Origin of the sequence: Nonomuraea sp. MG754425, from assembly GCF_021699195.1 — a bacterium.
Taxonomy (GTDB): Bacteria; Actinomycetota; Actinomycetes; order Streptosporangiales; family Streptosporangiaceae; genus Nonomuraea.
Genome location: NZ_SSXE01000165.1, coordinates 1 through 12,293, shown reverse-complemented (window position 1 = coordinate 12,293; position 12,293 = coordinate 1). Strand labels below are relative to the sequence as shown.

Below are 12,293 nucleotides of genomic sequence, written 5' to 3'. Positions count from 1 at the left end.
GCCCGGCCGTTGCGGTCACGCGGACGCCCGGCCCGGAGGGCGGGGGCGGTTCCACCAGAGGGAGAGGGACAGGGCCGCGGTGACGAGCAGGGCGCCGCCCGCGGCGAAGGCGGCGGACGTGTCGACCTGCTGGTGGATGACGGTGAAGCTGCCGGGAAGGTTGTCCAGGGCGTTCTGGAGCTGGCCGGCGTCCTCGGCGCGCTGGTAGGAGCCGCCGGTGGTGCGGGCGATCTCCTTGAGCGCGGGCTCGTCGATCACACGGATGTTGCGGCCACCCCGGTCGAAGCCGCCCCAGCCGCCGGAACCGCGGCCCCACCCGCCGAAGCCGCGGCTGTCGACCTGGGAGCTGTCGCAGACCATGGGGGCGGGGTTCGTGGTGCCGAAGCCGATGGTGAAGACGCGGACACGGCGCAGGGCCGCCTCCCGCGCGGCGGTCTGCGGGTCGACGCCCTGGGTGTTGGCGCCGTCGGTGAGCACGACGATCGCCGCGCCGGCGTAGCCCGCCTGGCCGTTCGCCGGAGGGGTCGCGCCGGTGGGGGCGACCGACGGATCGACGTCCGCGATGGCGTCGATCGAGGTCAGCATGGCCTGCCCGATCGCGGTGCCGCGGTAGGTGGTCAGGCCGTCCAGCGCCTCGATCAGCGCGTCGGTGTCGTCGGTGGGCGGGACGATCAGCCCGGCGGTGCCCGCGAAGGTGACCAGGCCGATGCGCGGGCCGCCCCGCTGCGACTCGATGAAGTCCGCGGCGGCCTTCCTGGCGGCGGTGAGCCGGTTGGGATCGACGTCCGTGGCGCACATGGAGCCGGAGGTGTCGAGCGCGAGCAGGATCGTCGCCGACGTCATCGGCACCGGCAGCGACGCCTGGGGCCGCGCGGCCCCGACCGCCAGCAGCGCGAGCCCCGCGACGAGCAGCGCCGGCGGGATCCGCCGCGTCCAGCGGGTCCGGCCGGGCAGCGCGGCGCGTACGAGCGCGATCGAGGTCACGCGGACGGCGGCGCGCCGGCGGCGGCGGCGCGCCCACCAGCGGATGGCGAGGATCAGCGGGATGATCAGGACGGACAGCAGCGCCCACGGCCACGCGAACGCCATTCAGATCACCCGCCCGGACCGGAGCACGGTGACCGCCGCTCCCCCGGTGAGCAGCGCGAGGGCGAGCCAGATGAGCCCGCCGGCGAGCGGCAGCGGCTCGTCGGAGACGGTCAGCCGCAGGTCGATCGTGTCGGCGATCCCGTCGAGCCGCGCGGCGTCGGAGGCGGGGTGGTAGCCGCCGCCCGTGGTCTGCGCGATCAAGGTGAGGGTCTCCTCCTCCAGAGCGGTCCGCAGGTGGTAGCCGTCCACCTGCACCGTCGCCCCGGCCGTGGTGCCGACCCCGACGGTGTGGACGTGCACACCCGCCCGCTGGGCCAGCGCGGCGGCCGGTTCGAGGTCCGCGCCCCGGTTCTGCCCGTCGGAGAAGATCACGATCGTCGCGGACGGCCAGTAGCCGAGGTCGGGCGCGGTGCCGTCGCGGCCGAGGGCCACCTGCTTGCCGGTGATCGCCGACAGCGAGGCCGTGATGGCCGTCCCGAGCGAGGTGCCGCCGGTGGTCCTCAGCCGGTCGATGGCTTTGAGCGCGACGGCGTGGTCGGCGTCGGGACGGGCGGTGGTGAGCGCGCCCTGTTCGAAGGCGACGACTCCGATGTCGATACTGGCAGGCTGCGCCCGCACGAACGCGCGGGCCGCCCGCTGGGCCGCCGCCAGCCGGGTGGGGGCGACGTCGTCGGCGTTCATGCTGTTGGAGACGTCCATGGCGAGGATGACGGTGCCCTCGGCGCGCGGGACCGGCACCATGGCGGCCGGGCCGGCGGCGGCGATCGCGAGCACGGCGACGCCGGCGATCGTCAGTCCGGCACCGAGGTGGGCCCGGCCTCCGCCGCGCACGGCGACGCCCGCCGCGGCGAGTGCCGCCGAGCGGCGGCGCGCCGAGACGACGGCCGCCCAGGTGAGCGCCGCCGTGACGAGCACTCCGACGGCCAGCAGCAGCGGGGCGGACAGGGTCATGATCCCCCTCCGCGGACGACCTCGAGGACCCCTGCGTGTTCGGTCATGGCGACCGGTCCCGGGTCCGGGCGACGACCTCGACGAGCGCCTCGGCCAGGTCGCGATCGGTGTCCACGCGGTGGACGGGCACCCCGGCCCGGCGCATGCCCGCCGCGAGCCGGGCGTCGCGCTCGTCCACGGCCTCGCGGAAACGTACCCGCAGCAGCGGGTCGGCGGAGTCGACGACGAGTTGCTCGCCGGTCTCGGCGTCCTCGACCACGATCAGCCCCGCCTCGGGCAGGACGTCGTCGGCCGCGTCCACGATCCGCAGGGCGACCACCTCGTGCCGCCGGGCCAGCCGCCGGAGCGCGCGTTCCCAGTCGCCGTCGCCGATGAAGTCCGACAGCACGACGACGAGCGCGCGGCGGCGGGCGAGCCGGCCGGCCGCGTCGAGCATCTCGGCCAGGTCGGTGGTACGCCCGCCGGGCGTCCCGGAGGCGCGCGCCAGCTCGGCCCCGATCCGCAGCGCGTGCCGCCGGGACGTGCCGGGCGGCACCACGCGCGACACCCCGGTGTCGAACAGCAGCGCGCCGACGCGGTTGCCGCCCCGCCCGAACAGCCGGGCCAGGACGAGCGCCAGTTCGGCGAGCACGTCGTGCTTGCCGCGTCCGGGCCGGCCGGCCAGCATCGACGCCGACCGGTCGAGCACGAGCCACACCGTCAGCTCGCGGTCCTCGGTGAACACGCGCAGGTGCGGCTCGTCCAGCCGGGCGGTGACGTTCCAGTCGATGTGCCGGGCGTCGTCGCCCTCGCCGTACGCGCGCAGCCCGGTGAAGTCGATCCCCGCGCCGCGGTGCGCGGTGCGGTGGGCGCCCTGGAGCCGGCCGTCCAGCCTGCGGACGACCTTCCACTCCAGGCGGAGCAGCAGCTTGTCGGGGGTGGTGGCCATGGCGGCTCAGCGGTTCCGCAGGACGACGTCGGGGGTCCGGACGGCCCCGAGCACCCTGGTGATGATCGTGTCGGCGTCGACGTCGTCCGCCAGGGCCTCGTAGGACAGCACGAGCCGGTGACGCAGCACGTCGAGCGCGAGCTCGGCCAGGTCGTGCGGCAGGACGTAGTCGCGTCCGCGCAGGAACGCCAGCGCGCGGGCCCCCGTGACGAGCGCGATGGACGCGCGCGGGCTGGCCCCGTAGGTGACGTACCGTTCCAGCTCACCGAGCCCGGCCGTGGCCGGGGAGCGGGTCACGGAGACCAGGCGTACCGCGTAGTCGACGATCGCCGGGTCGACGTACACCTGCTGGGCGCGGGCCCGCATCGCGATCAGGTCCTCGGTCGTCACCATCGCCTGCGGCGGCTCGGGCGGGCGCAGCGCCCGCTGGACGATCGCCTGTTCCTCGGGCTGCGTCGGGTAGTCGACGACCACCTTCATCATGAAGCGGTCGACCTGGGCCTCGGGCAGCGGGTAGGTGCCCTCCGACTCGATCGGGTTCTCGGTCGCCATCACCAGGAACGGCTCGGGCACCTGGAACGTCTCCCGGCCGATCGTCACCTGGTGTTCCTGCATCACCTCCAGCAGGGCGCTCTGCACCTTGGCGGGGGCGCGGTTGATCTCGTCGGCCAGCAGCAGGTTGGCGAAGACGGGGCCGAGTTCCGTCCTGAACTCGCCGGAGTGCTGGTGGTAGACGCGCGTGCCCACGAGGTCGGCGGGCACCAGGTCGGGGGTGAACTGGACCCGCTGGAAGCTGCCGTCGATCGCGGCGGCCAGCGAGCGCACGGCGAGGGTCTTGGCCAGGCCCGGCACCCCCTCCACCAGCAGGTGGCCGTCGGCGACCAGCGCGACGGCCATCCGCTCCAGCAGGACGTCCTGCCCGACGATCGTGCGTTTGACCTCGAACAGCACCTGTTCGAGCGGGTGGGCCGGCTCGGGGAGCCTGGTCGGGGTCATGTGGTGTTCCTTCTCGTGACGGCTCGGGTCCTGCTGCTCTCAGATCTGGGGGCCCGGCGGGCCGTCGCCTTCGTCGCCGCCCAGGGCCACGCCGATCGGGACCGCGAACGCGATGCCGGCGAACGCCTCGTCGCCTCCCGGGTCCGCCATCGAGACGACGATCCCGACGACCAGGCCGCGCGTGTCCAGGAGGGGGCCGCCGGAGCTGCCGGGGTTGACGGAGGCGTCGAACTGGATGAGCCCCTTCAGGTCGCCGTCCTTGGCCGTCCGGCCGGCGGTCCGGTCCAGGCCCGACACGACGCCGGTGGACAGGCTGTAGGTCAGGCCGAGCGGGTTGCCGATCGCCACGACGGGCGCGCCCACCGAGACGGCCCCGCCGAGCGTCGCCGGGACGACGATCTCCGGCAGCTTGGCGGGCTTGAGGGTCGCGATGTCGAGTTCGGGGTTGGCGGAGGTGACGGCGGCCTTCGTCCTGGTGCCGTCGGCGAAGAGCACGGTGACGCCGTCGGCGTCCTCGACGACGTGGTGCGCGGTCAGGATCGTCCCGTCGTCGGCCGCGATCACCCCGGTGCCGAGCGCCTCGCCGGCCTGGATGACGGCCACCGACGGCCCGACCCTCTCGAAGACCTCGGACGCCGTGAGGGTCACGCTGGGCGTCGGCGTCGGGCTCGGTCCGGGCGTGGCCTGCCCGCCGTTCCCGCTGCCGCTGCCCAGCCAGTACGCCAGCACCGCCACGACGACGAGCACCCCGCCTCCGGCGCCGAGCCGCCGGGCCCTCCCGGCCACGGCTCCCCGAGCCCCGGCCGCACCGGCTTCCTGCGGCACGTGCTCCATCGCTCCATAGTCATAAAATCCAACTCAAAGTGCCACAAACTCCACCTGAGAACTCCATGAGAACCCGGCCGCGCGACCGCTGGGTACAGTGTCGGGATGGCAGGTGAGCAGCCGAGCGCCCGGGTGGACAGTTGGATGTGGTCGGTGCGGCTGACCAGGACACGGTCGATCGCCTCCGACGCCTGCCGGGGCGGGCACGTCCGGGTCAACGGGGTGCGGGTCAAGCCCGCGCACGCCGTCCGGGCCGGTGACGAGGTGCGGCTGCGGCACGAGGGGCGCGAGCGCGTCGTGGTCGTCTCCAAGGTCATCACCAAGCGGGTCGGCGCGGGCGTGGCCGCCGAGTGCTACGTCGACAAGAGCCCGCCGCCCCCGCCGAAGGAGGAGACGGTGACGGTGGCCGTCCGGGCTCGTGGGGCGGGCCGTCCCACCAAGCGCGAGCGCCGCGACCTCGACAAACTGCTCGGACGTCCGGAGGGCCGGGCCCACCCCCAGTGAACGGGCCGGTTACTCGTCGGTTCCGTCCAGCCGCGCGGGATAGCCCTCGGGCTGGGCGGGCAGACGCCACGGCTCGTGGACCTTCGCGCCGGGGACGTCGGCCAGCTCGGGCACGTACCGGCGCACGTAGTCGCCCGCGGGGTCGTAGCGCCGGGCCTGGCGGAGCGGGTTGAAGCCGCGGTTCGGACGGGTGTCGTTGCCGGTCCCGGCCACCCACTGCCAGTTGCCCGAGTTGTTGGCCACGTCCCCGTCGAGCAGGTGCTCGAAGAAGTGCCCCGCGCCGTCGCGCCAGTCGAGGCCGAGCCGCCTGACGAGGTAGGCGGCCACGATGAGACGGGCCCGGTTGTGCATCCAGCCCTCGGCGAGGAGCTGGCGCATGCCCGCGTCCACGATGGGCAGCCCGGTCATGCCGGCCTGCCAGGCCCGCAGCGCCTGCCGGTCGTGCCGCCAGCTCCGTTCCCGGCGGCGGTAGTTCTCCCGGTTGATGCGCGGGAAGGCGTAGGTCACCTGGTGGTGGAAGTCCCGCCAGCAGAGCTGGCGGACGAACTCCTCGCCGTGCTCGGCGCGGCAGGCCAGCTCCAGCGGCGACACGCAGCCGAAGCGCAGGTACGGGCTGAGCCGCGAGGTACGGTCGCCCGCCATGTCGTCGTGCCCGTCGGCGTAGCCGGCCAGGCCGTCCCGCAGCCACCGCTCGGCGCGCTCGCGGCCCGCCGACTCGCCGCCCCGCAGCGTCCCGGCGACCGGTTCCTGCCGGGGCAGCCGGCCCACCGGCAGGCCGGAGGGCAGCCGGACCTGGCCCGGGGGCGGGAGCACCGGGCGGTGACGGTGGCGACGCCAGGCGTTCCAGTAAGGGGTGAAGACGCGGTAGTGGTCCGAGCCGCCGGACGGGCGCAACTCGTCAGGGGGCACGACGGTGACGCCGGGGAAGCGGACGTACTCGATCCGCTCCCCGGCCAGGCGCTCCTCGCGTCGCCGGGCCAGCGAGCTGACGTCGGCGCTGGCGTGGATCACGGTCGCGCCTGCCTCGCCGGCCAGTTTCATGGTCTCGCCGACGACGTCCCCGTGCCGTACGACCAGGTCGCCGCCGCGTTCCTTGAGCGCGGCCCGCAGGTCGGCCAGGCACTGCAGCAGGAAGCCGCGCCGCCGGCCTTCGGGGACCGACGGGTCGAGCACGAACAGCGGCACCACCCGCTCCGCCCGCTCGCAGGCGGCGGCGAGCGCCGGATGGTCGTGGACGCGCAGGTCCCGGTTGAAGAGCACGATCGCGGTGTCCATCGGGACAGTGTGGCCACGGGCGGCGCCGTCGGCACGGCGCAGCGCCGGTGCGGGCCCCGACTTTCCCGGCGGCCTCAGGGCAGCAGCAGCCCCCAGTACAGCGCCCACGGCGTGAACACCGCGCCGCCCGCGATCAGCAGCCCGAGCCGTACCCGCTCGCCGGGGGCGGCGACCCGCCGCCACCGTGCCGCCGTGAGCGCCGTGGCCGCAACGGTCGCCAGGGCGACGGCCTGCAGCGCGAGCCAGACGACCGGCCGGCCCGCGAGCACCGGTCCGGGCGCGGCCAGCTTCGCGCCGGTCATGATCACGTAGCCGACGTATCCGAGCCCGCCCAGCAGCACCGTCAGGCCGCCGGCGCTGACCAGGCCGGCGGCCCCGACCCGCGCCCCCTCGGCCCTGACCCGCCTGAGCCGGCGGACCACGGCCAGCACGGGATACGCCCCGAACGCCAGCACGAGCAGCAGCCACACCCCGAGGTGCACTCCCGCCGACTCCCACCACCCGGTGGGCGGCACGTCCGCGGAGTCGTCGGCCTGCACCGGCGCGGGGCCGGACACCTGGGCGACGGGGGCGCGGCCCGAGGTGGCCCGGCCCACCCACGTCCCGACCAGTTCCGGGTAGCCGGGGGCGAGTTCGGGCAGCCGGGTGACCCCGCCGTCGGGCGTCAGGTGGGCGGCGTGGTCGGCCCCGGCGAAGTACCGGAAGGTGTACCGGCGGTTCCCGCCCCGCTCCAGGGCCGCGGCGAAGATCGGCGGTGTCTCCCTGGGCGGCGTGAGCAGGTCGTGCACGCCCCAGATCCCGAGCACGGGCTGCCGGACGCGGGCGAGCACCGCCACCGCGTCGTGGTACGGCTCGGGGAACAGCCCGCCGTCGGCGATCACCCGGTACAGGGTGGGCTCGGCCCGGTCCACGAGCGAGCCGCGCACGCCGGCCTTGCGCAGCCCCGCCGCCACCGCCCACGCCTGCTGCCGCAGCGGGCCGAGGGAGTTGGCCCCGACGACGATGACGAAGGAGACGTGTTCGGTACGGGACGCGGCGATCGGCGCCACCCAGCCTCCTTCGCTGAGCCCCCAGAGGCCGACCTTGGCCGGATCGACACCGCTGTGCCGCCTGAGCGTCTCGACGGCTCCCAGCGCGTCGTCGGCGAGTTGCCCGTACGAGCGGTCGAACAGGGAGTACCCCTCGGAACGTTTGTCGTAGACGAGCACGGACATGCCCTGCCGGGCGAAGGCGACGGCCTCGCCCAGCAGCTTCTCCCGTGGCGTCCCGGTGCCCGCGCCGTGCACCAGCACGACTCCGGGCCGGCCGCCCTCGGCACGGGCCGGGCTGATCACGCTGCCGTGCAGCAGCAGGTTCCCGCCGCCGCGAAAGCTCACCTCGGTCGAGCTCAGGTCGCCCGGCAGGGCGGGTGACGCGCCGGTGGCGGCGGCCGGGGCCGGGCCCGCGAGCAGCAAGGACGCGGCGGCCACGGCCGCGAGCAATCTCTTCATATCGCCGAGACTAGTCTGCAGAGATATATCGGCAAAGAGATGTCTGCAGATATCGTTCTGGAGGAGGAGTAGCCTGATCGCCATGAAGGACGAGGAGCCGTTCCTGCTCGACGACCCCGACCGGCTCAAGGCGCTGGCCCACCCGATGCGCCGCCGCATGCTGACCCACCTCAACGTGCACGGCCCGGCCACCTCCACCACCCTCGGCGAACTGCTCGGCGCGAAGACCGGCACGACCAGCTACCACCTGCGCCAACTGGAGAAGTACGGCTTCATCGAGGAGATCCCCGAGCGCTCGTCGGGCCGCGAACGCTGGTGGCGGCGCGCCGAACTCCCCCGCGACCTGCGCCTGCCCACCCCCGGGGAGGTGGCGCCGGACGACCGGGCGGTGCTGGAGGAGTTCCACCGCGTCGGCTACGAGGAGGACCGCGTCCTGTTCGAGCGCTTCCCCGCCGCCTACCGTGCCGACCCCGGCTGGGCAAAGGGGTCGCGCGGGCTGGCCCGCATGACCAAGGAGGAGCTCGACGCCTTCTTCGACGAGTACGTCGCGCTGCTCCTGCGCTACAGCCACCAGGCCGGCGAGGCCCCGCCGGAGGCCCGGCCCGTCTACGTCCGCCTGTTCACCTTGCCCGCCGACGAAGACTGAGGCCCGGCCTGGCCCGCCGCGCGGCGGACCGGTCGCGGGCCAGGTCGCCGCCGAGGCGCAGGGCCTCGCCCACCGCGGCGGGCAGGTCGGTGACCGGGTAGCGGACGTGGTGGATCACGCGGTCGGCGTCGGCGACGATGACGGCCCGCCTGAGCCGCAGGCTCTGCCCGGTGCGGAAGGTGGGCAGGCGCAGGGCCGCGCACAGGGCGAGGTCCACGTCCGACAGGAGGGGGAAGGGGAGGTCCTCCGCCAGGGCGAGGGCGCGCTGCTCGTCCGGGGGCTGGGTGCTCACCCCGCGCAGGGCGACCCCGGCGGCGGCGAAGGCGGGGGCCGCGGCGCGGAACAGCCGGCTCTCCGGCGTGCGGTCCGGGAGCGCTGACGGGTCCGGCGGCGGGCCGGGCGGGTCGGCGGCCGGGTAGGTGAAGATGACGGTGGCGGGCGCGTCGCCGTCCACGACGTCCGCCTCGTCCGCCTCGCCGCCGCCGGACGCGGGCAGCCGCAGCGGGCCGGGCACCCCGGAGCCGGCGAGCGCGTGCAACCGGCCGGCCTCCGGACCACCGTCGGTGGGGGTGCCGTCGGTGGGGGTGCCGCCGGTGGGGGTGCCGGCGCCCAGCAGGAAGCGGTCGGCCCAGTCCTGCAGGCCGATCAGCACCGGCGTCAGCGCCCGGCCGGCCTCGGTCAGGTGGTACTCGTAGCGGGTCGGCCGCTGCTGGTACGGGCGGCGCTCCAGCACGCCGTGGTCGAGCAGGTGCTTGAGCCGCTCGGCCAGCACCCGGCGCGAGATGCCCAGCTCGTCGTGCAGGTCGTCGAAGCGGTGCCGGCCGCGGGTGACCTCGCGGACGATGAGCAGGCTCCACCACTCACCGACCACCGCCGCCCCTTGCGCGATCGCGCAGACGGCGTCCTGCTCCCGCAACTCTCGTGCCACCGCTCGTCTCCTCGCCGTTCTCGCGTGACGGATGGCGTCAGCGCCGAGCCCAGTGTAAGTTCCCTATCGAAACCTAGTGAGTTCCCATCTGAAATCCGCTGGCGGATCTCGGTGCGCGCCTGTCTCGTACGGAGACGTGAAAGGGAAGGCATGACCACGATCGTCCAGGTGACCGGCCGGGAGATCCTCGACAGCCGGGGCAACCCGACCGTCGAGGCAGACGTCGTCCTGGAGGACGGCTCCCGGGGTCGCGCCTCCGTCCCCTCGGGCGCCTCGACCGGCACGAACGAGGCCGTCGAGCGCCGCGACGGCGACCCGCGCCGCTACCACGGCAAGGGCGTGCGCCAGGCGGTCGAGGCCGTCAACGGCGAGATCGCCGCCGCCGTCACCGGCATGAACGCCGAGGACCAGGCCGCCGTGGACGAGACGATGATCACGCTGGACGGCACCCCCGGCAAGGCCAGGTTCGGCGCGAACGCGATCCTCGGCGTCTCGCTGGCCGTCGCCAAGGCCGCCGCGGCCTCGCACCGGCTGCCGCTCTACCGCTACCTCGGCCCCGACTCCGGGCTGCTCCCGCTGCCGATGATGAACATCGTCAACGGCGGCGCGCACGCCGACAACCCGATCGACTTCCAGGAGTTCATGATCGCCCCCATCGGGGCGGACAACTTCGCCGAAGCCACGCGGATGGGCTCGGAGGTGTTCCACACCCTGCGCGCGGCGCTCAAGGCCGCCGGCCACCACACCGGCGTCGGCGACGAGGGCGGCTTCGCCCCCGACCTGCGCTCGGCGCGGGAGGCGCTGGACTTCATCCTGGCCGCCATCGAGCAGACCGGCTACGTCCCCGGCCTCCATGTGGCCGTCATGCTCGACCCGGCCGCGTCGGAGTTCTTCCGCGACGGGCTCTACGACTACGCCGGGGAGGGCGTCCGGCGGTCGGTCGCCGAGCACGTCGCCTACCTCGCCGGCCTGGTCGCGGACTACCCCGTCATCTCGATCGAGGACCCCATGGCCCAGGACGACGACGAGGGCTGGCAACTCGTCACCGAGACCCTCGGCGGCACCTGCCAACTCGTCGGCGACGACGTGTTCTGCACCAACCCCGCCCTGCTCGCCCAGGGCGTCGAACGCGGCATCGCGAACTCGATCCTGGTGAAGGTCAACCAGATCGGCACGCTCACCGAGACGCTCACCACCGTCCGGACCGCCCACGCGGCCGGCTACACCGCGGTGATGTCGCACCGCTCCGGCGAGACCGAGGACACCAGCATCGCCGACCTGGCCGTGGCGACCGGCTGCGGCCAGATCAAGACCGGCTCCCTTTCCAGGTCCGAACGCACCGCCAAGTACAACCAGCTCATCCGGATCGAGGAGGAGTTGGGTTCACGGGCGCGGTACGCGGGCCGCGCGATCCTTCCCCGGTGAAACTCGGGTTCTCCCGCGGCGGTCACCGGAAAACGTGCGGGCGAAGGAATTGACGGGCCCGCGAACAATGGCCGGCCGCACCTAATGGGACGCCGGAAATCGGATATTCCGCCGCGATTCAGGCTACCGTCTTCTCTCGAAGCCGCCGACCAGTTGAATGACCAGCAAGCTCAGCGTGGTGATGGCCACGAAGGCCCCTCCACCACCGGAAACGGCCGCCAGAGCACCTGCGCCCAGCACCGACAGAACAATCCCTGACAGCAAGGCCGCAACCGCGCCGAGAGCCACCGCCAGAGTCACGAAGACGGCACTGCCCATCGTTCCCCCGCCTTTCCTGGCAAAGCACGAGCTGTGTTGTAAGGATGCGCCCAAGCCTGGGCGATCGCAAAGCGTCCAGGCCAAGACGCGGTTAAAAATCGGCCGGGCGAGAACTGTTTCTTGCACAATGTTGGGTCATCCGCGGGACCGCCGGATCAGCCACGACGGCAGGGGCAGGCGTGGCCGCTGTTGCGGTGGGTACCAATAGCGTCACCCGGAGGTGAGAACCATCGAAGGTGACAAGCGGGAGACGTTCTGGCGGGGGCCGCGGCTGCGCGCCGACGGAGAGAGCATCGGGGGATGCTCGGTGCTCAGGCTGGCGGGTGATCTCGATTCCACCAGCGCGCCGCCGTTGCGCGACTGGATGATCGAGGGCGTCGACGACGGGCGGGTCGGGCAGCGCATCGTGCTCGATCTCGGCGACGTCGAGCTCTTCGACTCCTCGGGGCTCGGCGCGATCGTGACGGTGTGGAAACGGACCCGCACGGTGGGCGGCGACCTGGGTGTGGCCCGGCCGCCGCGGGTCTGCGGGATCATGATGCGGCGCACGGGGCTGGCCGGGCACATCGTCATGGCCGACGCGGTGCCCGCGGTCACGGAGCTGCTGGTGTCGGGCGCGATGGCCTGCGCCCACGTCGGCGACGGGCCCGCGCCGACGTGCTGAGCCGCGGCCCGCCCCTCGTCCGGGTGCGGCCGCTCACGCGGCGCGCCTCCCGGATCCGAGCGGGCCACCGCTGACGCGGCGCGCCTCCCGGACCCGAGCGGGCCGCCGGTCGCGCGGTGCGCTTTCGGGACCCGAGCGGATGACCCCCGCCCGGCCGGAGGCACGGGGCACGGAGGCGTAGAGATCAGCGGTCATCCCGGCCGGCCTCTACGCCTCCCCTTCCGGCCTGCCGCACGCACACCCTCCCCGAGCAC

The 12,293-nt window shown here is 73.9% G+C and carries 13 protein-coding genes; 4 read left to right on the top strand and 9 right to left on the bottom strand.

Annotated elements, in window-relative coordinates; all coding sequences use genetic code 11:
* Window positions 1–15 precede the first annotated feature (15 nt).
* The 5 genes from FAF44_RS40120 to FAF44_RS40100 are packed head-to-tail and all read right to left on the bottom strand — an operon-like array spanning window position 16 to window position 4,798.
* Window positions 16–1,089, bottom strand: coding sequence for a VWA domain-containing protein (locus FAF44_RS40120; RefSeq protein WP_237108612.1), 1,074 nt, complete (start codon window positions 1,087–1,089; stop codon window positions 16–18).
* On the bottom strand, window positions 1,090–2,040 hold the full coding sequence (locus tag FAF44_RS40115; RefSeq protein WP_237108611.1) for a VWA domain-containing protein: 951 nt from the start codon (window positions 2,038–2,040) through the stop codon (window positions 1,090–1,092).
* A gap of 43 nt (window positions 2,041–2,083) precedes the next feature.
* Complete coding sequence (locus FAF44_RS40110; RefSeq protein ID WP_237108610.1) at window positions 2,084–2,968, bottom strand: DUF58 domain-containing protein; 885 nt, start codon at window positions 2,966–2,968, stop codon at window positions 2,084–2,086.
* A gap of 6 nt (window positions 2,969–2,974) precedes the next feature.
* Entirely contained in the window at window positions 2,975–3,964 is a 990-nt protein-coding gene (locus tag FAF44_RS40105; RefSeq protein ID WP_237108609.1) for a MoxR family ATPase, read from the bottom strand.
* Window positions 3,965–4,003: 39 nt separating this feature from the next.
* Entirely contained in the window at window positions 4,004–4,798 is a 795-nt protein-coding gene (locus FAF44_RS40100) for a S1C family serine protease (protein WP_237108608.1), read from the bottom strand.
* Window positions 4,799–4,894: 96 nt separating this feature from the next.
* On the opposite strand from FAF44_RS40100, the gene FAF44_RS40095 reads away from it, so the two are divergent.
* Window positions 4,895–5,293, top strand: a complete 399-nt coding sequence (locus FAF44_RS40095) for an RNA-binding S4 domain-containing protein (protein ID WP_237108607.1) — start codon at window positions 4,895–4,897, stop codon at window positions 5,291–5,293.
* A gap of 9 nt (window positions 5,294–5,302) precedes the next feature.
* Here the strand turns inward: FAF44_RS40095 and FAF44_RS40090 are convergent, their stop codons facing one another.
* Both FAF44_RS40090 and FAF44_RS40085 read right to left on the bottom strand, forming a co-directional pair.
* Window positions 5,303–6,568, bottom strand: a complete 1,266-nt coding sequence (locus FAF44_RS40090) for a deoxyribodipyrimidine photo-lyase (protein ID WP_237108606.1) — start codon at window positions 6,566–6,568, stop codon at window positions 5,303–5,305.
* A 74-nt stretch (window positions 6,569–6,642) separates the two neighbouring features.
* Window positions 6,643–8,058, bottom strand: coding sequence for a S9 family peptidase (locus FAF44_RS40085; protein WP_237108605.1), 1,416 nt, complete (start codon window positions 8,056–8,058; stop codon window positions 6,643–6,645).
* 82 nt (window positions 8,059–8,140) lie between these two features.
* Between FAF44_RS40085 and FAF44_RS40080 the strand changes: the two genes are divergently transcribed.
* Entirely contained in the window at window positions 8,141–8,704 is a 564-nt protein-coding gene (locus tag FAF44_RS40080) for a helix-turn-helix transcriptional regulator (protein WP_237108604.1), read from the top strand.
* Here the strand turns inward: FAF44_RS40080 and FAF44_RS55255 are convergent.
* Window positions 8,679–9,632: a winged helix-turn-helix transcriptional regulator gene (locus FAF44_RS55255; RefSeq protein ID WP_308193461.1), complete on the bottom strand. Its 954-nt coding sequence runs from the start codon at window positions 9,630–9,632 to the stop codon at window positions 8,679–8,681. The two genes, FAF44_RS40080 and FAF44_RS55255, sit on opposite strands and share 26 nt — an antisense overlap.
* Before the next feature lie 150 nt (window positions 9,633–9,782).
* On the opposite strand from FAF44_RS55255, the gene eno reads away from it, so the two are divergent.
* Complete coding sequence (gene eno / locus FAF44_RS40060) at window positions 9,783–11,057, top strand: phosphopyruvate hydratase (RefSeq protein WP_237108603.1); 1,275 nt, start codon at window positions 9,783–9,785, stop codon at window positions 11,055–11,057.
* Window positions 11,058–11,180: 123 nt separating this feature from the next.
* Here eno and FAF44_RS40055 read toward each other — a convergent pair whose 3' ends face one another.
* A complete protein-coding gene (locus tag FAF44_RS40055; RefSeq protein WP_237108602.1) occupies window positions 11,181–11,375 on the bottom strand; it encodes a hypothetical protein in 195 nt (64 codons plus the stop codon).
* A 220-nt stretch (window positions 11,376–11,595) separates the two neighbouring features.
* Here FAF44_RS40055 and FAF44_RS40050 point away from each other — a divergent pair, with 220 nt between their 5' ends.
* Window positions 11,596–12,039 (top strand): STAS domain-containing protein, encoded by a 444-nt coding sequence (locus tag FAF44_RS40050; RefSeq protein WP_237108601.1) that lies wholly within the window; start codon window positions 11,596–11,598, stop codon window positions 12,037–12,039.
* Window positions 12,040–12,293: the final 254 nt, after the last annotated feature.

Coding starts and splice junctions, on each gene's coding strand:
- FAF44_RS40120 (WP_237108612.1), bottom strand. CDS start 1,089: ATGGCGTTCGCGTGGCCGTGGGCGCTGCTGTCCGTCCTGATCATCCCG.
- FAF44_RS40115 (WP_237108611.1), bottom strand. CDS start 2,040: ATGACCCTGTCCGCCCCGCTGCTGCTGGCCGTCGGAGTGCTCGTCACG.
- FAF44_RS40110 (WP_237108610.1), bottom strand. CDS start 2,968: ATGGCCACCACCCCCGACAAGCTGCTGCTCCGCCTGGAGTGGAAGGTC.
- FAF44_RS40105 (WP_237108609.1), bottom strand. CDS start 3,964: ATGACCCCGACCAGGCTCCCCGAGCCGGCCCACCCGCTCGAACAGGTG.
- FAF44_RS40100 (WP_237108608.1), bottom strand. CDS start 4,798: ATGGAGCACGTGCCGCAGGAAGCCGGTGCGGCCGGGGCTCGGGGAGCC.
- FAF44_RS40095 (WP_237108607.1), top strand. CDS start 4,895: ATGGCAGGTGAGCAGCCGAGCGCCCGGGTGGACAGTTGGATGTGGTCG.
- FAF44_RS40090 (WP_237108606.1), bottom strand. CDS start 6,568: ATGGACACCGCGATCGTGCTCTTCAACCGGGACCTGCGCGTCCACGAC.
- FAF44_RS40085 (WP_237108605.1), bottom strand. CDS start 8,058: ATGAAGAGATTGCTCGCGGCCGTGGCCGCCGCGTCCTTGCTGCTCGCG.
- FAF44_RS40080 (WP_237108604.1), top strand. CDS start 8,141: ATGAAGGACGAGGAGCCGTTCCTGCTCGACGACCCCGACCGGCTCAAG.
- eno (WP_237108603.1), top strand. CDS start 9,783: ATGACCACGATCGTCCAGGTGACCGGCCGGGAGATCCTCGACAGCCGG.
- FAF44_RS40055 (WP_237108602.1), bottom strand. CDS start 11,375: ATGGGCAGTGCCGTCTTCGTGACTCTGGCGGTGGCTCTCGGCGCGGTT.